Origin of the sequence: Pontibacterium granulatum, from assembly GCF_029961155.1 — a bacterium.
Classification (GTDB): Bacteria; Pseudomonadota; Gammaproteobacteria; order Pseudomonadales; family Balneatricaceae; genus Pontibacterium; species Pontibacterium granulatum.
Genome location: NZ_JASBRH010000011.1, coordinates 100,109 through 121,749, shown reverse-complemented (window position 1 = coordinate 121,749; position 21,641 = coordinate 100,109). Strand labels below are relative to the sequence as shown.

21 protein-coding genes and 1 other RNA gene are annotated in these 21,641 nt (G+C 56.7%); 9 read left to right on the top strand and 13 right to left on the bottom strand.

The annotated features are described in order from the left end of the window. Positions 1–137: 137 nt before the first annotated feature. Genes QKW35_RS12190 through QKW35_RS12175 form a run of 4 tightly spaced genes read right to left on the bottom strand, consistent with a single transcriptional unit; the run spans position 138 to position 4,637 of the window. Complete coding sequence (locus tag QKW35_RS12190; protein ID WP_282353426.1) at positions 138–1,412, bottom strand: FAD-dependent monooxygenase; 1,275 nt, start codon at positions 1,410–1,412, stop codon at positions 138–140. A 43-nt stretch (positions 1,413–1,455) separates the two neighbouring features. After that, on the bottom strand, positions 1,456–2,703 hold the full coding sequence (gene ubiH / locus QKW35_RS12185; protein WP_282353424.1) for a 2-octaprenyl-6-methoxyphenyl hydroxylase: 1,248 nt from the start codon (positions 2,701–2,703) through the stop codon (positions 1,456–1,458). Between the two features lie 12 nt (positions 2,704–2,715). Then, positions 2,716–4,035: a Xaa-Pro aminopeptidase gene (gene pepP, locus QKW35_RS12180; RefSeq protein ID WP_282353422.1), complete on the bottom strand. Its 1,320-nt coding sequence runs from the start codon at positions 4,033–4,035 to the stop codon at positions 2,716–2,718. A gap of 2 nt (positions 4,036–4,037) precedes the next feature. Beyond that, entirely contained in the window at positions 4,038–4,637 is a 600-nt protein-coding gene (locus QKW35_RS12175) for a UPF0149 family protein (RefSeq protein ID WP_282353421.1), read from the bottom strand. A gap of 446 nt (positions 4,638–5,083) precedes the next feature. Between QKW35_RS12175 and QKW35_RS12170 the strand changes: the two genes are divergently transcribed. The 4 genes from QKW35_RS12170 to QKW35_RS12155 all read left to right on the top strand — a co-directional run bounded on the left by QKW35_RS12170 (position 5,084) and on the right by QKW35_RS12155 (position 6,507). Beyond that, positions 5,084–5,293, top strand: coding sequence for a TIGR02449 family protein (locus tag QKW35_RS12170; RefSeq protein ID WP_282353419.1), 210 nt, complete (start codon positions 5,084–5,086; stop codon positions 5,291–5,293). Beyond that, entirely contained in the window at positions 5,290–5,607 is a 318-nt protein-coding gene (locus QKW35_RS12165) for a cell division protein ZapA (protein ID WP_282353417.1), read from the top strand. The genes QKW35_RS12170 and QKW35_RS12165 overlap by 4 nt, the downstream gene beginning before the upstream one ends. A gap of 116 nt (positions 5,608–5,723) precedes the next feature. Beyond that, positions 5,724–5,902, top strand: a non-coding RNA gene (gene ssrS, locus QKW35_RS12160) — 6S RNA. 14 nt (positions 5,903–5,916) lie between these two features. Beyond that, on the top strand, positions 5,917–6,507 hold the full coding sequence (locus QKW35_RS12155) for a 5-formyltetrahydrofolate cyclo-ligase (protein ID WP_282353416.1): 591 nt from the start codon (positions 5,917–5,919) through the stop codon (positions 6,505–6,507). Positions 6,508–6,538: 31 nt separating this feature from the next. On the opposite strand, the gene QKW35_RS12150 is transcribed toward QKW35_RS12155, so the two are convergent. Together QKW35_RS12150 and QKW35_RS12145 are read right to left on the bottom strand one after the other, a co-directional pair. After that, positions 6,539–6,661: a hypothetical protein gene (locus QKW35_RS12150; protein ID WP_282353415.1), complete on the bottom strand. Its 123-nt coding sequence runs from the start codon at positions 6,659–6,661 to the stop codon at positions 6,539–6,541. 195 nt (positions 6,662–6,856) lie between these two features. Continuing rightward, positions 6,857–7,780 carry an AEC family transporter gene (locus tag QKW35_RS12145; RefSeq protein ID WP_282353414.1) on the bottom strand — a complete coding sequence of 308 codons (924 nt, stop codon included), beginning with the start codon at positions 7,778–7,780 and terminating at the stop codon, positions 6,857–6,859. A gap of 217 nt (positions 7,781–7,997) precedes the next feature. Here QKW35_RS12145 and QKW35_RS12140 point away from each other — a divergent pair, with 217 nt between their 5' ends. Further along, on the top strand, positions 7,998–8,516 hold the full coding sequence (locus QKW35_RS12140; protein ID WP_282353412.1) for a glycine cleavage system transcriptional repressor: 519 nt from the start codon (positions 7,998–8,000) through the stop codon (positions 8,514–8,516). 83 nt (positions 8,517–8,599) lie between these two features. On the opposite strand, the gene QKW35_RS12135 is transcribed toward QKW35_RS12140, so the two are convergent. The 3 genes from QKW35_RS12135 to argH all read right to left on the bottom strand — a co-directional run bounded on the left by QKW35_RS12135 (position 8,600) and on the right by argH (position 12,271). Continuing rightward, the gene (locus tag QKW35_RS12135; RefSeq protein ID WP_282353411.1) at positions 8,600–9,796 is read right to left on the bottom strand and encodes a YbfB/YjiJ family MFS transporter; all 1,197 of its coding nucleotides are present in this window, start codon (positions 9,794–9,796) and stop codon (positions 8,600–8,602) included. Positions 9,797–9,949: 153 nt separating this feature from the next. After that, a complete protein-coding gene (locus QKW35_RS12130) occupies positions 9,950–10,726 on the bottom strand; it encodes a lipoate--protein ligase family protein (protein ID WP_282353410.1) in 777 nt (258 codons plus the stop codon). Positions 10,727–10,873: 147 nt separating this feature from the next. Beyond that, a complete protein-coding gene (argH, locus tag QKW35_RS12125; RefSeq protein WP_282353408.1) occupies positions 10,874–12,271 on the bottom strand; it encodes an argininosuccinate lyase in 1,398 nt (465 codons plus the stop codon). Between the two features lie 171 nt (positions 12,272–12,442). Between argH and hemC the strand changes: the two genes are divergently transcribed. The 4 genes from hemC to QKW35_RS12105 are packed head-to-tail and all read left to right on the top strand — an operon-like array spanning position 12,443 to position 16,713. Then, positions 12,443–13,384, top strand: coding sequence for a hydroxymethylbilane synthase (hemC, locus tag QKW35_RS12120; protein WP_282353406.1), 942 nt, complete (start codon positions 12,443–12,445; stop codon positions 13,382–13,384). Next, entirely contained in the window at positions 13,377–14,198 is an 822-nt protein-coding gene (locus QKW35_RS12115; protein ID WP_282353405.1) for a uroporphyrinogen-III synthase, read from the top strand. The genes hemC and QKW35_RS12115 overlap by 8 nt, the downstream gene beginning before the upstream one ends. Then, entirely contained in the window at positions 14,195–15,460 is a 1,266-nt protein-coding gene (locus QKW35_RS12110; RefSeq protein WP_282353404.1) for a uroporphyrinogen-III C-methyltransferase, read from the top strand. The genes QKW35_RS12115 and QKW35_RS12110 overlap by 4 nt, the downstream gene beginning before the upstream one ends. Further along, positions 15,457–16,713, top strand: a complete 1,257-nt coding sequence (locus QKW35_RS12105) for a heme biosynthesis HemY N-terminal domain-containing protein (protein ID WP_282353403.1) — start codon at positions 15,457–15,459, stop codon at positions 16,711–16,713. The genes QKW35_RS12110 and QKW35_RS12105 overlap by 4 nt, the downstream gene beginning before the upstream one ends. Before the next feature lie 251 nt (positions 16,714–16,964). On the opposite strand, the gene QKW35_RS12100 is transcribed toward QKW35_RS12105, so the two are convergent. The 4 genes from QKW35_RS12100 to trxA form a co-directional block, all read right to left on the bottom strand. Beyond that, positions 16,965–18,005: a 2Fe-2S iron-sulfur cluster-binding protein gene (locus QKW35_RS12100; RefSeq protein WP_282353402.1), complete on the bottom strand. Its 1,041-nt coding sequence runs from the start codon at positions 18,003–18,005 to the stop codon at positions 16,965–16,967. Continuing rightward, the gene (gene ubiD / locus QKW35_RS12095) at positions 18,005–19,480 is read right to left on the bottom strand and encodes a 4-hydroxy-3-polyprenylbenzoate decarboxylase (RefSeq protein WP_282353401.1); all 1,476 of its coding nucleotides are present in this window, start codon (positions 19,478–19,480) and stop codon (positions 18,005–18,007) included. Before ubiD ends, QKW35_RS12100 begins: the two co-directional genes overlap by 1 nt. A 69-nt stretch (positions 19,481–19,549) precedes the next feature. Further along, positions 19,550–20,809, bottom strand: coding sequence for a transcription termination factor Rho (gene rho, locus QKW35_RS12090; protein WP_282353400.1), 1,260 nt, complete (start codon positions 20,807–20,809; stop codon positions 19,550–19,552). A 247-nt stretch (positions 20,810–21,056) separates the two neighbouring features. Next, positions 21,057–21,383, bottom strand: a complete 327-nt coding sequence (trxA, locus tag QKW35_RS12085; RefSeq protein WP_282353398.1) for a thioredoxin TrxA — start codon at positions 21,381–21,383, stop codon at positions 21,057–21,059. Between the last annotated feature and the right edge of the window lie 258 nt (positions 21,384–21,641).

Here is a 21,641-nt window from a genome sequence, read left to right as displayed (position 1 = left end):
ACAATTTATAGGCATTTGGCGATCAGATCAATCTTTGATCGCGCAACCGGGGTAGACAATTGTCGCAGACGGCAGGTGTTAGAGGCCAGTAGTGGCGAGGGTTTGCGACAAATCCCCTCGCCCAATAGCAGCCTCGATCAGCTACGGATAGGGCGCTGGGCAAGGCGCGGCAAATCACCCCGCAATCCCATCGCATCCATCACGATATGGTTTTTCACCGGGCCGACCTTATCCAGCAGATTCATGCCCATGTTGCGCACCAGGCGCAGGGCCGGTTGCTCGCTGTTGAACAGACGCTTGAAGCCCTCCATTGCCGCTGACATCTGCAGGTTGTCGCTCTGACGGGCACGCTGGAAGCGGCGCAACACGGCTTCACTACCATAAGCCTCACCGCGTTCAGCTGCATCCAGCAGCACTTCGGCCAACGCCGCCGCATCCAGCAGCCCCAGGTTTACCCCCTGACCAGCCAACGGATGGATGGTGTGCGCCGCATCACCGATAGCAGCGAAGCCATCGCGCACGTAGTACTTGGCGTGACGCTGACGGAGCGGAAATACATGCCGGTTATCCACCCACTCCACCGCACCGAGACGGTGTTCAAAGGTACGCGCCAGCTCGGCACAAAACGCGGCATCGTCCAGCTCCATCAATTCTTTGGCGTGGTCCGGCGAGGTGGACCAGACAATGGAGCTGGTGCGATCGTTATCATCGGCGTGCAACGGCAGGATCGCCAGCGGGCCATCTTCGGTGAAACGCTGCCACGCAGTCGCTTCATGGGATTTTTCGGTGCGGATAGTGGTGACGATGGCGTGGTGACCGTAATCCCACTCCATCATTGGAATCGCCGCCATCTGCCGAGTGCGAGACAACGCACCATCGGCCGCAACCACCAGCGGTGTCTGTACTTTACGGCCGTCGCTCAGCGCCAGCGTACGCTGACCACCCGCCACCATATCCGGCTCGGACAGTTGCTGCACCGCTACGCCAGACTGGAAGTGCAGGTTGTCACAGGCGCCCATCGCTTCGTATAACGCCGCCAGGGTGACGCGGTTCTCAACAATATGACCCAGACAGGGTTCGTGCAATTCGTTGGCCGAGAAGTGAATATGACCGGTGCCTTCACCGTCCCAGACATCCATATGGGTGTACGGGCAGACACGGTAATCCTGCATTTTGGACCAGGCTCCTACCGAGGTCAGGATCTGCTGTGAAGCGCAGGTCAGTGCGCTGACACGCGGGTCATAGCCCTGCGCCTGCTGCGTGCGCACCACGTCCGGATACCCGGCGGGATCACCGTCACGCTGCTCCAGCAACCAGATATTGAGCCCTGAGGGTGCGAGGGCCGTAGCGAGTGTCACGCCGACCATCCCTGCGCCTACAATGACGATATCCACCTGTTCTGCTGCGCTCATCGCTTACTCTTCACTCAAAATCGGTTATCAGTTTTTTGTACGTTCACTTCAGGTCCGGCGCGGGTATATCCAGCCCCATCGCGCCGCGGGCGAATACGGTCTTTGCCGGTGGACAGACATCCAGCAACTGCAGCCCCAGATCGCGGCCAAAGGCGAACAGTGGATTGTTGTTGGAGAACAACTTCATCACCCGGTCACTGAGGCCGATTGTGCGCTGCTGGTCATAGCGCTGCTGCTCATAAAACGCCTGTAGCACACCCAGGTCACCCACCGGGATACCCTGCTTGCGTGCCGCAATAATCTGGTCAGCCAAGGCCACTACACCGCGCAACGCCAGGTTGTACCCCTGCCCGGCGATCGGGTGCAATGCGTGCGCTGCGTTGCCCAGCACTGCCAGGCCGGCGCGCACCTGCTCATCGGCAATCGACAGTTTCAGCGGGTAGGCATGGCGTTCACCCACATGCACAAAACAGCCAGCACGATAGCCAAAGCGCTCGTGCACCCGCTCGATAAATTCGGCATCGTCCAGCCCCAGGATCTCGTCCGCCATTTCATCCGGCACAGTCCAGACCAGACCACAACGGTGACGACCTCCCTCGTCTTCCAACGGCAACAGCGCCATCGGGCCGGAATCGGTGAAACGTTCGTAGGCGATCCCTTCATGTGGACGATCCGGGCTGATATTGGCGATCACCGCATGCTGGCCATACGCTTCCTGTGTATAACCGATTCCCATGCGCTCGCGCAGTTCGGAACGGCCACCATCGGCCATCACCACCAGCTCGGCGGTCAGATCGTACACCTGCTCATCAAGCTTGACGCTTAGCGCCATCTGCTCGGCACCCGGCACAATATCGGTAACTTCTGCGGGGCAGATAAAATCGACCCGACCGGCATCCGATTGCTGCAGGCGGTCCAGCAGGACACGGCCCAGCCAGTGGTTTTCCACCACGTAGCCCAGCGCGGCCACATGCTCATCTTGCGCATGCAGGCGGGTGGCGCCAAAACGCCCCCGGTCGGAGACGTGGATATGTTCGATCGGGCTCAGGTGTTCGCGCAACGTATCCCAGATTCCCATCAGCTCGTAGATGGTGCGGGCACCATAGGCCAGCGCGGTCGCGCGCGAGTCGTAGCTTGGCTGGTAAACCAGATCATTTGCCTCCGGCAACGGGAAGGCCTCGATCACGGCGATATTCAGATCCAGCTTTTCACTGGCAGGCAGCAGTGCACAGGCCAGGCTCGCGCCGACCATACCACCACCTACAATCACAACGTCGTAATGCTGCTTCATCTTTAAACCGGCTCAGTCCGCCATCAACGCTTCGATCTCATCAACCCGCTTCGGTACAGACGCGGTCAGGACTTCATGCCCTGCCTCTGTCACCAGCACGTCGTCCTCGATGCGGATACCGATACCACGCCAGCGCTCCTCAACCTTGTCATTAAACGGGGAGACATAGATACCCGGCTCCACGGTCATCACCATGCCCGGCTCCAGCGGACGCCATGTGCCGTCCACCTTGTAGTCACCCACATCATGCACATCCATGCCCAGCCAGTGGCCAACCCGATGCATGTAAAATTCGCGGTAGGCGCCGTTCTCAACCAGCTCCTCCACATCCCCTTTAAGCAGCCCCAGCTCGACCAGACCTCGGGTGATGATCTCCACCGACAGATCGTGCACCTCATTCCATGGCGTACCCGGTTTAACCAGTTCGATACAGGCTTCCTGGGTATCCAGCACCAGCTGGTACAGGGCTTTCTGTTCTTCGCTGAACGTGCCGTTCACCGGGAAGGTACGGGTGATATCCCCGGCGTAATAATCCAGCTCGCAACCGGCGTCGATCAGCACCAGGTCGCCGTCGTTCAGCACCTCGGCGTTTTCGGTGTAGTGCAGCACGCAGGCATTGTTACCGCCCCCCACGATGGAGGGATACGCCGCCTGGCGGCAGCGGTTCACCGCAAAGTGATGGGTAATCTCCGCTTCCAATTGGTACTCGGTCATACCCGGCTTACACGCCCGCATCGCCCGTACATGGCCCTGCGCGGAGATCTCTCCCGCCTGACGCATCAGCCCGGCTTCGTCTTCGGACTTAAACAGGCGCATCTCGTGCAGCAGGTGGTCCAGCATTACCATCTCGGTAGGTGGCACGGCACCCTGACGGGCATGGGCACGAATCGCGTTGAGCCAACCACGCACCTGGGCGTCCAGGCCCTCGTCACACCCGATGGCGTAATAGATACGTTCGCAACCATCCAGCAAAGACGGCATCTCGTCGTCGATCAGACCGTTGGGGTGCGCCTGATCCGCACCGTACTCGCTCTTCACGCCTTCGGGTCCGGCCCGGTAGCCATGCCAGATCTCCATCTCGGGATCACGATCCTGGCAGAACACCACATACTCGCCCTCCTCCCGACCCGGGATCAGCACCATCACTGCATCCGGCTCGTCAAAACCGGTCAGGTAGTAGAAGTCACTGTCCTGGCGGAAGGCGTAATCCACATCCCGGTTACGGGACGCCAGCTGCGCGGAGGGAATGATCGCGATACTGTGCGGTTTCATCTGCGCCATCAGGCGCTGACGACGTTCGGCAAAGACCGACTGAGCGAGCAGGCTTTTCATAATCAGTGCACTGTAGTCTGAGGGCTGTTGTTATCGGCAGGTGGCTCTGCTTTGTTGCATTCGGCAAACAGCATCAACACCACCATACGAACATACTCTTCCACTTCCATCAGGTCGTTTTCGCTGCCGTCATCCTCTTCCACGCCTGCGACAATCTGGGCGATCTGGTTGAGATCCGCCAACGCCTCTTTAGCTTCACGCGACAGGGTTTTGTCGGTGTGCTTGCCGTACAGACCAAAACCACTCAGGAATCCCTGACACCACTGCCCCAGCGATTCGGCACGCTGCGCCAGGCTCTGATCCTCATCCGCCACACAGAGCTCGAAGATCAGTTCCGGTGCTTCCAGCATCGCCAGAGACTGCTGATACAGATCCAGCAGCAGGATCTTACTGTTTTCATGTTTGAGCGCTTCGACATCCATCAGGTCGCACGCGCCCTGGAGCAGGACCGCAGGCTCCAGGCGAGCACCTGCTGCCAGGTGGCCGCTGAACAGGCCATGCAGTTCGGACGGTGATACAACGTGTACGCCTTCGGCGACCATCAGATTGGCGATCAGATCAAAATCCGGCAGTTCCGGCTGAGCATGAGTTTCAGATGACATGAATATTGGACTTAAAAACCAGGATTGAAATGGCCCCACGACACGGGGGATTAACGATTCTGTGCTAATCCTAGCACTTAGGAACCTGCGAACAAGTCCGAAACACCTCTGGCATTCAGAGCAGTTCGAGGTCAAGACAGTGGTTACAGCCATGCTGGTTGCCAGGCGAAAATCACTAACGCAGAGATCGAATTGCTCTGAATGCCCCGTAGGGCGGGCGCTAAAACAGCTTTCTGCTTTGTCAGGCAGCTTGGAAAGGACTCGTCATTCCACTGCACTGCCTTTCGCGCATTTAGCTGTTTTATCGACCGCAGAGAAAGTCTCGGACTTATTCGCAGGTTCCCATACCCCGCGGAGCCACGGACCGGCATTGACCCTCCGGCGGGCGGTCTTTATAGTCCGTCAGATTGGGCCGCATAAAAGGCCCGGGCAGTCCGGGAAATACGATGAGCGCACAGCATTTAACTATACTGGAACAGAAAATTGACCAGCTTCTCACCTATTGCGAACGTCTGGAGCACGATAATCAGCGTTTGCGCCAGCAAGAACAGGAGCTGAAGCAGGAACGTATGCAGCTGATCCAGCTGAACGACCAGACACGCCAGAAAGTTGAAGCGATGATTCAGCGCCTTAAAGCATTGGAGCAAAGTGCATGAGCCAGGAACCTCAAACGGTATCGATCCGACTGCTGGAGAAAGAGTTTACCGTCAACTGCCCGCCGGAAGCCCGTGCCGAGCTGGAGGCCGCCGCCCGCTATCTGGATGAAAAGATGGCGGATATCCGTCGCACCGGCAAACTGATTGGCCTGGAGCGGATCGCGGTGATGGCCGCGTTGAACATCAGCCATGAACTGATCAAAGAGCGCCGCGAACAGTCTGGCGACCTGAATGCGGATGTACAGCAGCTGTGCCTGAAGATCGACAACGCCCTGGGCAGCGCGAAACGCCGCGAACCGGAAGCGACTGATTGAAAAGATTTCAATTGCACAAAAAATCGCCTAATTACAAATAGTTAGAGGCGACGCCTAGCACAACAAAGTTTTATTTCAAGACCTGACTTACAAATCCAGACGAGTATAATGAGACTAACTCCCTGAGGTGTTCGACAGTTGGTAACGTCCCTCGAGCCGATAAGCACACCTCCGGAGGCTTAACGTAAGCATTGATGCGCATGTCCGATTTGCGGAAAGCCTAATATGTTTCTTAAGCCGCCACCTTGAACCTTCGGGTTCAGGGCCAGTACCGCACCGGCACCCCGGGGAGCCCTCTCACCACACCCTATGAATCCACGTCAGCAACTCCGCCAGGAGATCCGCCGGAAACGGCGCGCACTTACCAAACAGCAGCAACTCAGAGCAGCGAAGCGTTTGCACGCCCAGATCTGTCGCCGCCCGGAATTCATTCGCGCCCGCCACATTGCGCTCTATCTGCCCAACGATGGCGAAATCGATCCACGCCCACTGCTGGAAAGCTGCTGGAGAATGGGAAAGAAAACCTACCTGCCGGTGCTGCACCCGATCTTGCACAACCGCCTCTGGTTTGTGCCGTTTGACCGCAACACCAAACTGGTGCGCAATATCTACAACATCGAAGAACCACCGCTGCTGAAATCACCCCGTCGTCCACCATGGGCACTGGATATGGTACTGCTGCCGTTGGTCGCTTTTGATGCGGATGGCAATCGTATGGGCATGGGGGGAGGTTATTATGACCGGACCTTCAGCTTCAAAAGCCGGAGACAGAGCATTCAGGGTCCGAAGCTGGTCGGCCTGGCGCATGAGCTGCAGCGCGTGGAGCGCTTACCGGTGGAAAGCTGGGACATTCCACTGGCGGGTATTATCACTGACGAAGACTGTTACATGGGTGAGTGATACCCGGTAACAGCTTGCTGGCGAGGCCGGTTTAGTTACCGGCCACCGTGCCAACAATCGACGGCATATCAACTGCGTGGGAGATGCCAGTCATCAAGGTTCCTACAACAAAAACCAAAACCAGTACTGCTACTAAATCTGGGCCTTTCTTCATCGTTCTCTACTTTCCAGTCATGCAGTCAAACAAAGGTTTTAATCGGGTGTTTTGGACAACAGGCAACATTGTTGCCAACCTGACCGAAACATTCAACCCCTTTCCCTTCCTATTCAATAATTTTATCGACTAGATCCGCACAAAGTTTAACAAATGCCTCTAACATGCTTCCAAGTCGACGAGTATGTGACAGCGTTATCCTGAAAAGTTCAAAACATTTTGCAGCACAATCGGCAAAGTGATGACCGATATCAACGTCTGACCGGTGATCATCCCCGCCATGGCGGCATGATCACCACCCAGTTGCCGAGCCAGAATATAGGCCGAGGTTGCCGTTGGCAGGGCCGCAAACAATACAAACACCTGCATCAATAAAGGTTCAAATCCCAACAGCAGCGCAATGCCCCAGCCAACCAGAGGCATCAGCACCAGCTTGATGCCGGCTGAGACCAGCATCGCCAGCCGACTGTCCAGCAACACTTTAAAGCTCAAGCCAGCACCCACCGCAAGCAACCCCAGTGGCAAGGCGGTACGACTTAGCAAATCGGTTACCGATGCTATCGATGCAGGCAAACCGCCCCCCGACAGGTTCAGTGCCAAGCCCAGCAAACAGGCAACGATCAACGGATTGGCCAGCAGATTTTTCACCAGCCTTCCAGACAAAAAGCGACCACCGGTATGCAGTGAGAACACCAGCACACAGGTGACATTCAAAGTAGGGATCAGCAAGGCAATAATCACTGCAGCATAAGCCATCGCCTGATCTCCCAGCAGCGCTGCCGTAATGGCCAAGCCCAGATAGGTGTTAAAGCGTATCCCCCCTTGATACAGCGAAGTAAACTCTGGCCCTGACAGCCGCAACCCGGGGCGTACCAGGTAACAGAGCACACTGCCCGCGACCACCAATAACAGCACAGCCAGCAGCACCCACTCCAGTGGCACTCCGCGCATATCCGCCTGCGCCAAGCGGTCCACCAGCAACACTGGAAACAACACAAAGTAGATCAACCGCTCCAGCAACGGCCAGAACGCCGCCCCGGGAAAATCCGTACGACGCGCCAGATACCCCAACATAATCAGCGCAAATACCGGCCAGAGGGCATGAACAATTTCAGCCAATTCCGTCTCCTTGCTTCTTCAGTAACAGGTACAACCGGACAACACTGCGTATGTGACCGTATGACTGCATATCAACAACCCGGCGAATCTGAAAAAAGATTCTCATCAGAAATTTTCTAAGGGCGCTTCTGTTGCAGCGCGGGAGTGTTATAGTGCTAAGGGTAAACACTAAAAAGGCCAGTGGGGACAACGGCCGACATAACACAGGAGCACACTCATGATGACATCATTGGTACTTACCGTCATCGGTCCGGACAAACCAGGTTTGGTTGAACTACTAGCACAGGCCATTGCCGATCATCAGGGCAACTGGCTTGAGTCCGGTATGTCCCGTCTGGCTGGCAAATTCGCTGGCATCCTGATCACCGAAGTCCCTGCCGACCAGGCAGATGCACTCACAGAAGCACTGGGCAAACTGGAAGCACAATGCGGCTTGAAAGTTGTTGTTGAGCGTTCCGCCGATGCACCAGAGGAAGCCGGTCAAAGCTTCACCCTGGAACTGGTGGGTCACGACAAACCGGGGATCGTTCGTGAAATTTCCCAAGCCCTGGCCCAGCGCCACATCAATGTCGAGCGCCTCAGCACCGAGCTAGTTTCCGGCTCTATGTCTGCCGAACTGCTGTTCAAGGCCAGTGCAGATCTGTCTGCATCCGCAGAAGCCGACCTGGATGATCTGCAGGACGCTCTGGAAGGTATCGCCAGCGACCTGATGGTGGATATCACCCTGAACAACTGATCCTGCACTCAGCCAATTAAAAGCCGCATAGGATTTTCCCATGCGGCTTTTTTGTGCCGTTCGTTTCAATCCTTCGCAAGGATTTATGCAGGTTGCTCCACCAGGTTCTGCTCACGCCTTTCAAGCTGATACAGTGCGCCTATCAGTAAGGTGCCCAACGCGATAAAGCCACCGGCCAGGAACAGCCCCAGATCGTAGTTACCGTTCTCCCGCGCCAGCATGCCGGTCAGCGCCGGCGCCACAATCTGTGCCACACCGTACGCGAGGGTCATCTTACCCATCAGCTTTGCCGGTTTGGTCGGGTAGAAACGCCCCGCCATAGTCAGCACCAGGCTGACACAACCGATAAAGGTACCACCGTAAAACAGCGCGCTGAGCAACGCCCCGGTCAACGTATCGGTCAGCGCGGGCAGCACAATGCCGATCACCTGAATACCGTACGCCAGCATCAGCGCCCGCAGGTATCCCAATGCACGGGCAATCCGGTCCCAGATAATCGCCGCGGGCATCACCGCCAGCCCGATCAGCATAAACACCCACTGCCCCAACCCCTTGAGTGGTTCCTGCCCCTCGACGATATCCACAATAAAGGTGGCACTGATCACGTAGCCGTAACCGGCACAGAAATAGGCGACCAGCATGATCGACATAAACACGCGGCTGGGCGGACGATCCACCAGTTGGTTGCCTCCCACCGTCACCGGGCGGGTATCCGGCTGCGGCATCCACAACCAGGCAGGAATACTCAGCACCAGCGCAAACACCGCAAACCAGAGCCACTGAAGATCCCAGCTCTGCGCCAGATGCACCAGCACCTCCACCACTGCTGCGGCGAAGATAATGCCCAGCCCCGCCCCCGCAAAGTGGATACCCAGCTCACCTCGGTAGTGGTGACGGATCAGCCAATTGAGGATCAGACCGGAGGCGATCAACATACCACCCGAGCTGCTGATACCGGAGATAAAACGCAGAATCGCCCAGAGCACCATATTGTCGGTGTAGGCCATGGCAAAGGTGGTCACCACCGCCAGCATCAAATAGAGACGGTACAAACGGTCTTTGGTGCGCAGACTGCCCACCGAGGCCGCCAACAATGCCCCCACCATGTATCCCATGTAGTTGAACGCGGCCAGCCAGCCCCCGGCGGCATCATCCAGCCAGGTTTCCGCCTGCATAATCGGCAGCAAAGAGGTGTAGGAGAAACGGGCAATTCCGATGGTGACGATCATGCATAGCACACCCGCCGCCAGCACTTTGTAGCGATCCATTGCCTGAGACATGATTGGGCTCTCGTCTGTAGTTCAGGTGCAGTCCAGACTAGATCGGCCAACACCTCACAACAAACGAATTATAAAGAAGCAAACATTCTCAAAATCAGAATCGTTGCCAGGACGACAGCCTCTTCGCCTGGCAACAAGAGGAAGAGACAGACGTTATTCCGCGGATGTAAGCTGAGTAAATGCTTCAGCCAAACGCTCACGTACCAGCAAGGTCAGCTCACCGGATGCCATTCCTGCCGCCCGCTCACCCATGCGCTGCTGCACACTGGTGGACACCAGTGGGTCAAACACCCGGTCACTGCCCGCCAGTTGATAGAAACGGTTCACCACATCGGTGCCGGCTACTGGGTCGCTCTCCACCATCAGCATCGACTGTGCCAGCACCGCCGAGCGCTGTACGCCGTCTGCAGACTTTTTCGCACCGATGATCCGTTGTGCCGTGCCGGTAATTTTCAGACCGTCCACCACCAGGTTGTACTTGCCGTCACAGTAGGAGCCTTTTACCTCGCCGTAACCAGATTCTAATCCCAGCGATGTCAGCGCCATCTGCAGCGGTTCGCACAACGCTTCGTAGACCGTATCCATGCTGAATTGGAACAGCTTATCCTGCAGGAACATCAGGCTGAAGTGCACAATCCCCGCCTCATGAGGCACCGCGGTACCACCGCTTTCCCGTACCAGCACCGGCCAGCCCTCTGCACCCAGCTGAGCCTGCGCGTCATTGAAGGCGGGAAACCGGGTCTCGCGACGGGTCACCACCAGGCTGTGAGGATTCTCCCAGATACGGGCTGTGGCACCACGCTTGCCTGCTGCCACCTCTTTCAGCAACGCGGTGTCCCGTTGCAAACCAGCCAACGGATCGTCAGAGATCGGTTCATTGATCAGGCGCCAGCGTGGGTATGCGTCAAAGATCGCGAGGTGTTCGGCCATAACAGGAAGACTCCGGCAAAAACGGGCAATAACAGGTAGAAGCCCTAAGGCTAGCAGAAGCGTAAAAGGGTGAATACCGGGAGAACGAAGGGAGAAAAAAACGGGGTGACCGATGGCCACCCCGTTGTAGTAAGCTAGATGCGGAGGTTACGCCTGGCGCTCAGCCAGCTTCTTCTCGCCACGCACCACAGCAGCACGCACCTGATCCGGTGCGGTACCACCAATGTGGTTACGCGCCGCCACCGAACCTTCCAGGGTCAGGACGTCGAACACGTCAGCGGTGATTACGTCGGAGAACTGCGCCAGCTCGTCCAGGGTCATCTCACCCAGGTCTTTGCTCTGCTCGATACCGTACGCTACAGACTTACCCACGATCTCGTGTGCATCACGGAACGGTACGCCCTTGCGTACCAGGTAGTCGGCCAGGTCAGTGGCGGTGGAGAAGCCACGCAGGGCAGCTTCACGCATGCTCTCTTTCTTGGACTCCAGCGCCGGAACCATGTCAGCGAACGCACGCAGACAGCCTTTTACGGTGTCAATCGCGTCGAACAGCGGCTCTTTGTCTTCCTGGTTGTCCTTGTTGTATGCCAGTGGCTGGGACTTCATCAGGGTCAGCAGGCTCATCAGGTGACCGTACACACGGCCGGACTTACCACGCACCAGCTCCGGAACATCCGGGTTCTTCTTCTGCGGCATGATGGAGGAGCCGGTGCAGAAGCGGTCTGGCAGGTTGATGAAGTCGAACTGCGCGGAGGTCCACAGTACCAGCTCTTCCGACATACGGGTCAGGTGCATCAGCAGGATGCTGGACGCCGCACAGAACTCGATCGCGAAGTCACGATCGGATACGGCATCCAGGGAGTTTTCCGCCGGTGCGCTGAACTCCAGCAGCTCACAGGTCATATCACGCTCGATCGGGTACGTAGTACCGGCCAGCGCTGCCGCGCCCAGCGGCATGATGTTGGCACGCTCACGGCAATCTTCGAAACGGCCGTAGTCGCGGCTCAGCATCTCGAACCATGCCATCAGGTGATGACCGAAAGTTACCGGCTGCGCAGTCTGCAGGTGAGTGAAGCCCGGCATGATTGTATCGGCTTCGCGGTTGGCGATACCTAGCAGACCCTGCTGCAGGCGAGTGATCTCAGACAGGATCAGATCAATCTCGTCACGCAGGTAGAGGCGGATATCTGTAGCGACTTGGTCGTTACGGGAACGGCCGGTGTGCAGTTTCTTACCGGTGATACCGATCTTCTTGGTCAGCGCCGCTTCGATGTTCATGTGCACGTCTTCCAGTGCCACAGACCACTCGAACTCACCGCGTTCGATCTCGATACGGATCTCACCCAAACCACGGATGATATCGTCACGTTCCTGCTCGGTCAGCACACCGGCTTTGGTCAGCATCTTCGCATGGGCGATGGAACCGCGGATATCCTGCAGATACATACGCTGGTCGAACTCTACGGACGCGGTAAAACGGGCAACAAAAGCATCGGTTGGCTCGTTAAAACGACCACCCCACTGCTGGTTAGTTTTCTCACTCATGCGGTAAACCTCAAATCTTGCAGCCTTGCTTCAGGTCAGAGCAGCTGCCGACTAAAAAATTTGCCGCACATTATATCATGCTTAGCTCTCATCGCCCCTCTCTCTATCTGTTACAATCGGGCCAACTGAAAGTTTTCCACAACCCGTCTGTGGGTTTAACAGGATCTGAAGATGAGCAAAACCCTCCGAATCGCCACCCGAAAAAGTCTGCTGGCTCTCTGGCAGGCGGAATACGTCAAAGCAGAACTTGAGAAACACCACCCGGACCTGACCGTCGAGCTGGTTCCAATGGTATCGCGCGGCGACAAGATCCTGGATACACCACTGGCGAAGGTAGGCGGTAAAGGCCTGTTTGTAAAAGAGCTGGAAACGGCGCTGCTGGAAGACCGTGCCGACATCGCTGTGCACTCCATGAAAGACGTACCGATGGAATTTCCGGAAGGCTTAGGCCTGAGCGTGATCTGTCCGCGTGAGCGTCCAACCGACGCCTTTGTCTCCAATACCTACACACATCTGGACGACCTGCCGGCCGGAGCAGTCGTGGGCACCTCCTCCCTGCGCCGTGAAGCACAGCTACGCGAACGCCGTCCGGATCTGGAGATCAAATGGCTGCGCGGTAATGTGCAGACCCGTCTGGGTAAACTGGACGCCGGTGACTACGACGCCATCATCCTGGCGACTGCCGGCCTGCTGCGTCTGGAGCTGGCCGACCGTATCGCCCACGAGATCACCCCGGAAGACAGTCTGCCGGCAGGCGGTCAGGGCGCCGTGGGTATCGAGTGCCGTATGAATGACGCCGAAACCATCGAACTGCTGAAACCGCTGCACCACCAGGAAACAGCATGGCGTGTGCTGGCGGAACGCGCCATGAACCGTCGGCTGGAAGGTGGCTGCCAGGTACCCATCGGCTGCTACGCGGTGCTGAACGAAGACAACTCCGAACTGTACCTGCGCGGCCTGGTGGCTCGCCCGGACGGTAGCAAGGTGCTACGCGACGAGATCACCGGCGCGCCGGAAAACGGTGAAGCGCTGGGTATCGCGCTGGCGGAACGTCTGCTGGACGCCGGTGCCGACGAAATTCTGAAAGCCGTCTACAGCGACAGCAATGACTGATACGCACCACCCGACAGCACTGCAAGGCAAACGGGTGCTGGTCACCCGCCCTGCCCACCAGGCAGCACCGCAGATCAACGGGCTGAGCGCGCTTGGCGCCATCCCCGTTGTCCTGCCGCTGCTTGAGATCCGCCCCTTCTCCTCCCCTGCCGTCGAATTTCACCATGCCAAAGGTCGCATTCTCGATCTCGATCTTTATCAGCACGTGATATTTATCAGCGCCAACGCTGCCCGTTTTGGTGCAGAATTGATCGACGACTACTGGCCCCAACTGCCGATCAAGGTCAATTGGCTGGCGATCGGCAGGAAAACGGCGGCGGTATTGGCGGACTATGGTATAGATGCCGACAACAACCCATTGGGTTACGATTCGGAAGCCCTGTTGGAATCTCCGACCCTGCAACAGGTCAGAGGCCAGCGCGTACTGATCGTACGCGGCCAGGGCGGCCGGGAGAAACTGGCCGAGACACTGCGCGCGCGTGGCGCCCAGGTCGACTATGCCGACCTGTATCAACGTGTCTGTCCTGTGTACAGTGACAGCGATATAGAGCAAACTTTGCACCAGCAGCGCCCCGATGTGTTGCTGGTCACCAGCGGTGAAGGTTTGGAGAACCTGCTACTGCTTGCCCCAGGCAGCCGGCAGCAGTTTGCTCTGACAAACCTGCTCAACTGCCTACTGGTTGTGCCCAGTGAGCGGATTGCGCAGCAAGCCAGACTGGCCGGATTTACAAGGATTACGACTGCTGCAGGTGCGGACGATCAGGCGATGATCAACGCCCTGCTGCCTGCAACCGATGCGGAAAGCGACAAATGAGCGAAAAAGATAAGAATCAGCAGCAAGATAACACTCCAGACAATGATGTTATTGAAGGTGAACTGGTGAAAGACTCCGACAAAGAGACTGTAGACACAGCTGAGACCTCTGCTACCGACGCTGAAGAAGTAAATGCCAAGGAAGCGGCCAGCACCGACGCAACTGACAACAATGCGACAGCCGCCGCAGCCTCCGACGCGACCAAAGAGAAAAAACCGGGTGCAACCTGGCCGGGTAAAGTAGCACTGGCCCTATCCATTGCGGCACTGGGCGCCTCCGGCTACCTGTACTGGCTGACCCTGCAACAGACCCAGGCGAACCAGCAACTACGCAACAGCATGGCGCAGGAAGTACAGAACAACCTGAAAGCCAACAGCAACGAAACCAATCGTGCTATTGCCGATCTGGGTCGTCGCCTGGAAGACGTGCGTACCCAGGCCGCTGCCGACAAGATCGGTGTGGAAGAGCTGCACCTGCGTCTGACCCGCAGCATGGAACAGATCAACGCCAAACAGCAGGACACCAGTACCGAATGGCTGCTGGCCGAGGTTGAATACCTGCTGCGCCTGGCGAACCAGCGTGTACTGATGGAGAAAACCACCGACGGCGCCCTGACCCTGCTGAAATCTGCAGACAAACTGCTGCAAGAAACCGATGACGTCACCATCTACGAAGTACGTAAAGCGGTTGCAGCAGATATCGCTGCGCTGGAAGCCGTTCCGGTCGTAGATACCGAAGGTGTCTTCCTGAAGCTGGGTGCCATGAACGACCAGGTGGAAAACCTGCGCCTGATCCCGATTGCCGACAAGCGCGAGCTGCCCGAACTGCTGAAAGAGATCACTCCGGATACCGTCAGCGAAAGCTGGACGGCAGGCATCAAAGAAAACTGGAACAAAGCGCTGGATAAGCTGGGCTCCCTGGTGGTGATCCAGCAGCGCGACGCGAAGATCGAACCCCTGCTGTCGCCAAAAGAAACCTTCTACCTGAAGCAGAACCTGCACCTGATGCTGGAACAGGCTCAGATGGCGCTGCTGCAGCGTAAACAAGGCGCCTACGACAACAGCCTGGTAAAAGCCCAGGAGTGGGCTGCAGAATTCTTCGATAAAAAAGATGCTACCACCCAATCCATTGTACGCGGTCTGGAAGAGCTGAAAGCGGTACAGGTGTCTCCGGAAGTACCGGACATCTCTGGTTCCCTGCGTGAACTGAAAGCGTACCTGAAGCGCATGGCCAAGCTGAAAGAAGAGGGGGCTAAAGCATGAAGAAGCTCTTTATTCTGCTGCTGGTCATCCTTGCCGCAGGGGCATGGATCGGCCAATTGATGGTGCAGGACCCAGGTTACGTCCTGATCGCCTTCAACCAGACCACCATCGAAACCAGCCTCTGGGTAATGCTGGTGATCGGTGTGCTCGGTTTCCTGCTGGCGCACTGGCTGCTGAATATCCTGACCAATGCGATGATGCCGGTGAAGACCCTTCGCAACTGGCGTGACCGCCGCAACCACAATGTCTCCCAGCGCAAGACCCTGAAAGGTCTGATGGCCCTTTCCGAGGGCAACTGGGTGAAGGCACAGCGTCAGCTGGGCCAGGCCGCGGAGCGTTCTGAAATCCCCCTGATCAACTATCTGGCTGCAGCTCGCGCTGCTCACGAACAGGGGGACGACAAAGCCGCTGACGAACTGCTGCAGAAAGCCCGTGTGGCTACACCGCAGGCGGAAGTCGCAGTGGGTATTACCCAAGCGCAGATCCAACTGGCCCGCGGTCAGCTGGAACCTTGCCTGGCCAACCTGCTGAAGCTGCGCAAACTGGCACCCAAAAACACCTACGTGATGCGCCTGCTGAAGGACGTTTACGCCAACCTGCAGGACTGGGATGCGATCGCCAAGCTGCTGCCGGAACTTAAAAAGTCCCAGGCGGTGCGTGACGATAAGCTGATCGCCCTGGAGCGCCAGACCTACATGAACCTGCTCAACCACAGTCTGGAGCAACTGCCGGTTGAAACCGACAACGCCAGCCGTCACAGCGTCCTCGACCAGGCATGGCAGAAATTGCCACAGAATCTGAGTGGCGAACCGGCACTGATCCGCCGCTACATCGAGCTACTGATCTCCATCAATGCTGAACCGAAAGCAGAGCAGGTGCTGCGCGAGATGATCGCCAAGCAGTGGAACGAAGAGCTGGTAAACCTGTACGGCCGCATCGTAGGTCAGGACCTGAAGAAACAGCTGAAAGTCGCGCAAGGCTGGATCAAGAACCACCCGGACAGTCCCAATCTGTTGCTAACCCTGGGTCGCCTCTCCCTGCGCAATCAGGTGTGGGGCCAGGCACTGAGCTACTTCGAGCAGAGCTTCGCCATCCAATCTAGCCAGGAGACTCTGGCTGAGCTAAGCCGCCTGCTGCGCCACCTGGGTGAAGTCGAGAAAGCCCGCGACCTGATGCAGGACAACCTGGCCGTGGTTGCCGACAACCTGCCTGAGCTGCCACAGCCGAAAGCCGAGATGGCAAAAGCCGGCTAAGTAACCGCTAGCAACATGTAAAAAGGCCGATGGATTTCCATCGGCCTTTTTAGTTTGGACGGAACGGCATTTAAGGGGTAGCGTTGCTCAATCCAATCCATAAGACCTGTAGGGCAGGCTTTAGCCTGCCGGTAGCCTGAAGGCTACCCTACAACGCCAGCGACACACCGATCCAATCAGACGATTCACCACTCACCCACAAAAAAGCCCCCGATACGGAGGCTCTTCATTAACGTTTGGCGACTAACAAATCACACGCGCGGCGCGTAAGCAAACACATCAGAGTGCATCTGCGCTTCGTTGAAGCCGCGGGTTTCTGCCGCATCCAGCAGTGCATACACCATACCCGGTGAGCCGCTGGCGAAGATCTCTACGCCCTCGAAGTTATCGAAGTCTTCCAGCACTGCGGCCGGCAGCAAACCGGTGCGGCCTTTCCAGTTCGGACTGGTTTCCGGCTCGCTAACCACAGGCACAAAGTTCACGTTGGCGTGTTCTTTGGCCCATTGCTCCGGCAGTGCTTCCAGGTACAGGTCCTCTTCCACACGCGCACCCCAGTAGATGCTGATCCGGTTTGGAACCTGGTTGGCCAGCAGATGTTCCACCACACTCTTCACTTGGGCAAAACCGGTACTCGCCGCAGCAAAGATAAAGTGGGTTTTCGGATCGATCGCATTCGCCGCCAGGCAGCAATCGCCTTTTGGCAGCTCCAGCTCAACCGTTGCTTCATCCTGCAGGTGAGCCATCACCGCGTTGGACATATCGCTGTCCGACATATGGCGGATATGCAGCTCCAGGTCACGACCCTGCTCCGGCGCACTGCCGATAGAGAAGGAACACTGCTTACCATCCGGCAGGATCATGTCCAGATACTGCCCTGCTGTAAAATCTATTGCCAGGCTCCCTGTGGCCGGCAGCTGCAAACGAACCCGATACACATCGTGGTTCAGGGACTCAATCCCTTTGATATCAGAAACCAGTTTTTTCACCGATTTTTCTCCGGGGGCCTTAAGCCCCTCAATATTCACCCATAGATCCGTCAGTGGTGTCGCGGTACACGCCAGCACCCTGACATCTTCTGCAGCGTTATTGTTTTGGTAGGTTGCCTGGGGGTAACGCTGTTGCACCCGCCCATGCTGCAACCTGATTTCACAGACTTCACACACCCCGTTGCGACAACTGCGGCGCATTCTGTAACCAGCCTCTTCCAGGGCCGCCAACAGTGTTTGGTCCGGCAGCACCCGGACCGGTTGCGCGATGTCGTTCAGGTGCAGCTGAAATCCTGTGCGGTGCACTAGAGAATATCCAGCTCATCCCAGATGGCGTCGACCCGCTGCTTGATCGCGTCATCCATCTTGATCGGTTCGCCCCATTCGCGGGTGGTTTCCCCTTCCCACTTGTTGGTAGCGTCCATCCCCATCTTCGACCCCAAACCGGACACCGGCGAGGCAAAGTCGAGGTAATCGATCGGTGTATTTTCGATCATCACCGTATCCCGCTGCGGATCCATACGGGTGGTGATCGCCCAGATCACGTCATTCCAGTCACGGGCGTTGACGTCATCGTCACATACAATCACAAACTTGGTGTACATAAACTGGCGCAGGAACGACCAGACGCCCAGCATTACCCGTTTGGCATGGCCCGGATACTGTTTCTTCATGGTCACCACCGCCATGCGGTAGGAGCAACCTTCCGGTGGCAGATAGAAGTCCACGATTTCCGGGAACTGCTTCTGCAGGATCGGCACAAACACCTCGTTCAGCGCCACACCCAGGATCGCCGGCTCATCGGGCGGACGACCGGTGTAGGTACTGTGGTAGATCGGCCGGTCACGGTGGGTGATGCGCTCCACGGTAAATACCGGGAAGCTGTCCACCTCGTTGTAATAACCAGTATGGTCGCCAAATGGCCCTTCGTCTGCCATCTCTTCAGGATCGATGTAACCTTCAAGGATAAATTCGGCACTGGCCGGCACCTGCAGATCACTGCCCAGGCAGTTCACCACCTCGGTTTTGCCGCCACGCAGCAGACCGGCAAAGGCGTATTCAGACAGGGTATCCGGCACCGGGGTCACTGCGCCGAGAATCGTCGCCGGATCGGCACCCAGGGCAACCGCAACCGGGAATGGCTTGCCCGGATGCTCCTTCTTCCACTCCCGGAAATCCAGTGCACCACCACGGTGGGCCAGCCAGCGCATGATCAGCTTGTTTTTACCGATCAGCTGCTGACGGTAGATCCCCAGGTTCTGGCGTTCTTTGTTCGGGCCACGCGTGATCACCAGCGGCCAGGTTACCAGCGGCCCGGCATCACCCGGCCAGCAGGTCTGGATCGGCAGCTTGTACAGATCCACGTCGTCACCTTCAACCACGTGCATCTGGCACGGCGCTTTCTTAACCACCTTAGGCCCCATGTTCAACACCTGTTTGAACACCGGCAGCTTATCCCAGGCATCCTTCATGCCCTTCGGTGGCTCAGGCTCTTTCAGCTGAGACAGCACCTTGCCCACTTCGCGCAGCGCTTCGACAGTCTCTTCGCCCATCCCCATCGCCACACGCTCCGGCGTACCAAACAAGTTGGCCAGGACCGGGTAATCGTAACCTTTGGGATTTTCGAACAGCAGCGCAGGACCACCGGCACGCAGGGTGCGGTCGGCGATTTCGGTCATCTCGAGATTGGGATCAATCTCCTGCTTGATTCGTTTTAACTCACCACGTGCTTCCAGCATCTGGATAAAGTCACGCAGGTCTTTGTATTTAGGTGTAGACATGCAAACAACCAATCTATCAGCAATAAAAAAGGGCAAGCGAATGCTTACCCCTTTTCTACGAAAACAGTGTTATTTCCGTTTCATCGACAGGAAGAATTCGTCGTTGGTTTTGAAGTCTTTCAGCTTGTCGAGCACAAACTCGATTGCTGCGGAATCTTCCATTGGATCCAGCAGTTTACGCAGAATCCACATACGTTGCAGCTCATCTTCCGTGGTCAGCAGGTCTTCGCGACGGGTACCGGAACGGCGGATGTTGATCGCCGGGTATACGCGCTTCTCTGCCACTTTGCGGTCCAGGTGAACTTCAGAGTTACCGGTACCTTTAAATTCTTCGAAGATAACCTCATCCATCTTGGAACCGGTATCAACCAGCGCCGTTGCGATGATGGTCAGGCTGCCGCCCTCTTCGATGTTACGCGCTGCACCGAAGAAACGCTTTGGACGTTCCAGTGCGTGGGCATCCACACCACCGGTCAGTACTTTACCGGAAGATGGGATCACGGTGTTGTACGCACGCGCCAGACGGGTGATGGAATCCAGCAGAATGACAACGTCTTTCTTGTGCTCGGTCAGACGCTTGGCTTTCTCCAGCACCATCTCGGCCACCTGTACGTGACGGGAAGGCGGCTCGTCGAAGGTGGACGCCACCACTTCACCACGTACGGTACGCTGCATCTCGGTCACCTCCTCCGGGCGCTCGTCGATCAGCAGTACGATCAGGTGGGTCTCCGGGTTGTTGCGGGTGATGCTGTTAGCGATGTTCTGCAGCATCAGGGTCTTACCGGCTTTAGGCGGGGAAACCACCAATGCACGCTGGCCCTTACCCATCGGACACACCAGATCGATCACACGTGCGGTCAGGTCTTCGGTACTGCCGTTACCCATCTCAAGACGCAGACGGTCCTGCGCAAACAGCGGCGTCAGGTTTTCGAACAGGATCTTGTTCTTGGCGTTTTCCGGCTTGTCGTAGTTAATCTCGTTAACTTTCAACAGGGCAAAGTAACGCTCGCCCTCTTTGGGCGGACGAATCTTACCGGCAATGGTATCGCCTGTACGCAGGTTAAAACGGCGGATCTGACTTGGAGATACATAGATGTCGTCAGGACCGGCCAGGTAGGAGGAGTCTGCGGAACGCAAAAAGCCGAATCCGTCCTGCAGGATTTCCAGTACACCATCGCCGTAGATGTCTTCGCCACCCTTGGCGTGGCGTTTCAGGATCGCAAAGATAACGTCCTGTTTACGGGAGCGGGCAAGATTGTCCATGCCCATGCCTTTAGCGATGTCCAGCAGTTCGGGAACGCTTTTCGTTTTCAGTTCAGTAAGATTCATAAGCTATGAGAGCGCGGCGGAAGCCTGCGTCGAAATGAATGGATAAGTTTTGGGAAGAAAAATGGAATTCTTTGACAGGAGCACCGCTAATTTGAGCAGCGGGCTGTCGATAGAGATCACTATAAAAGGTTGTTTCTACGCTGTCTATAGCATAGAGATGAAAATGTGGTGTATAAGCCTTAATCAGGCCCGCGGGCACTTAAACCTTTGAGGCGGCCGTACGGCCACCACATTTTCCTACCCGGAATTACAGGTTCGCTTCGATGAATGCAGCCAGCTGGGACTTGGACAGTGCACCAACCTTCGTTGCTTCAACGTTGCCACCTTTGAACAGCATCAGGGTTGGGATACCGCGGATACCAAATTTTGGTGGAGTTTCGTTGTTCTCATCGATGTTCAGCTTGCAGACTTTCAGCTTACCTTCGTATTCCTTGGCGATCTCTTCAAGCACAGGCGCAATCATTTTGCATGGTCCGCACCACTCTGCCCAGTAATCTACCAGTACCGCGCCCTCTGCTTTCAGGACGTCCTCTTCAAAAGAGGCATCGGTAACGTTTACGATGTTCTCGCTCATGGGATACTTTCTCCAATGTACCTGGTGCATAAATTGTAAGACGCCCGATGATAACACCGTCGGTAGCCATTTGGTAACCAACTTACACCATCGTTGCATCCAATTAACGACAGCAGAAGAGCGACAAACGAGACCAATTTCTTATATCGGTATAACCCAATCAGGTCCGGAATCTATGTTCTGTAATGACTCTTCTGGTACCCTTAAGAGTAACGTGTATATACATTTGCACACACAACGTGTAGCTCTTTCGATCTT

Coding starts and splice junctions, on each gene's coding strand:
- QKW35_RS12140 (WP_282353412.1), top strand. CDS start 7,998: ATGATGACATCATTGGTACTTACCGTCATCGGTCCGGACAAACCAGGT.
- ubiH (WP_282353424.1), bottom strand. CDS start 2,703: ATGAAGCAGCATTACGACGTTGTGATTGTAGGTGGTGGTATGGTCGGC.
- QKW35_RS12110 (WP_282353404.1), top strand. CDS start 14,195: ATGAGCGAAAAAGATAAGAATCAGCAGCAAGATAACACTCCAGACAAT.
- QKW35_RS12155 (WP_282353416.1), top strand. CDS start 5,917: ATGAATCCACGTCAGCAACTCCGCCAGGAGATCCGCCGGAAACGGCGC.
- QKW35_RS12190 (WP_282353426.1), bottom strand. CDS start 1,412: ATGAGCGCAGCAGAACAGGTGGATATCGTCATTGTAGGCGCAGGGATG.
- trxA (WP_282353398.1), bottom strand. CDS start 21,383: ATGAGCGAGAACATCGTAAACGTTACCGATGCCTCTTTTGAAGAGGAC.
- QKW35_RS12115 (WP_282353405.1), top strand. CDS start 13,377: ATGACTGATACGCACCACCCGACAGCACTGCAAGGCAAACGGGTGCTG.
- rho (WP_282353400.1), bottom strand. CDS start 20,809: ATGAATCTTACTGAACTGAAAACGAAAAGCGTTCCCGAACTGCTGGAC.
- QKW35_RS12170 (WP_282353419.1), top strand. CDS start 5,084: ATGAGCGCACAGCATTTAACTATACTGGAACAGAAAATTGACCAGCTT.
- QKW35_RS12165 (WP_282353417.1), top strand. CDS start 5,290: ATGAGCCAGGAACCTCAAACGGTATCGATCCGACTGCTGGAGAAAGAG.
- pepP (WP_282353422.1), bottom strand. CDS start 4,035: ATGAAAAGCCTGCTCGCTCAGTCGGTCTTTGCCGAACGTCGTCAGCGC.
- QKW35_RS12175 (WP_282353421.1), bottom strand. CDS start 4,637: ATGTCATCTGAAACTCATGCTCAGCCGGAACTGCCGGATTTTGATCTG.
- QKW35_RS12130 (WP_282353410.1), bottom strand. CDS start 10,726: ATGGCCGAACACCTCGCGATCTTTGACGCATACCCACGCTGGCGCCTG.
- QKW35_RS12105 (WP_282353403.1), top strand. CDS start 15,457: ATGAAGAAGCTCTTTATTCTGCTGCTGGTCATCCTTGCCGCAGGGGCA.
- argH (WP_282353408.1), bottom strand. CDS start 12,271: ATGAGTGAGAAAACTAACCAGCAGTGGGGTGGTCGTTTTAACGAGCCA.
- ubiD (WP_282353401.1), bottom strand. CDS start 19,480: ATGTCTACACCTAAATACAAAGACCTGCGTGACTTTATCCAGATGCTG.
- QKW35_RS12150 (WP_282353415.1), bottom strand. CDS start 6,661: ATGAAGAAAGGCCCAGATTTAGTAGCAGTACTGGTTTTGGTTTTTGTT.
- hemC (WP_282353406.1), top strand. CDS start 12,443: ATGAGCAAAACCCTCCGAATCGCCACCCGAAAAAGTCTGCTGGCTCTC.
- QKW35_RS12135 (WP_282353411.1), bottom strand. CDS start 9,796: ATGTCTCAGGCAATGGATCGCTACAAAGTGCTGGCGGCGGGTGTGCTA.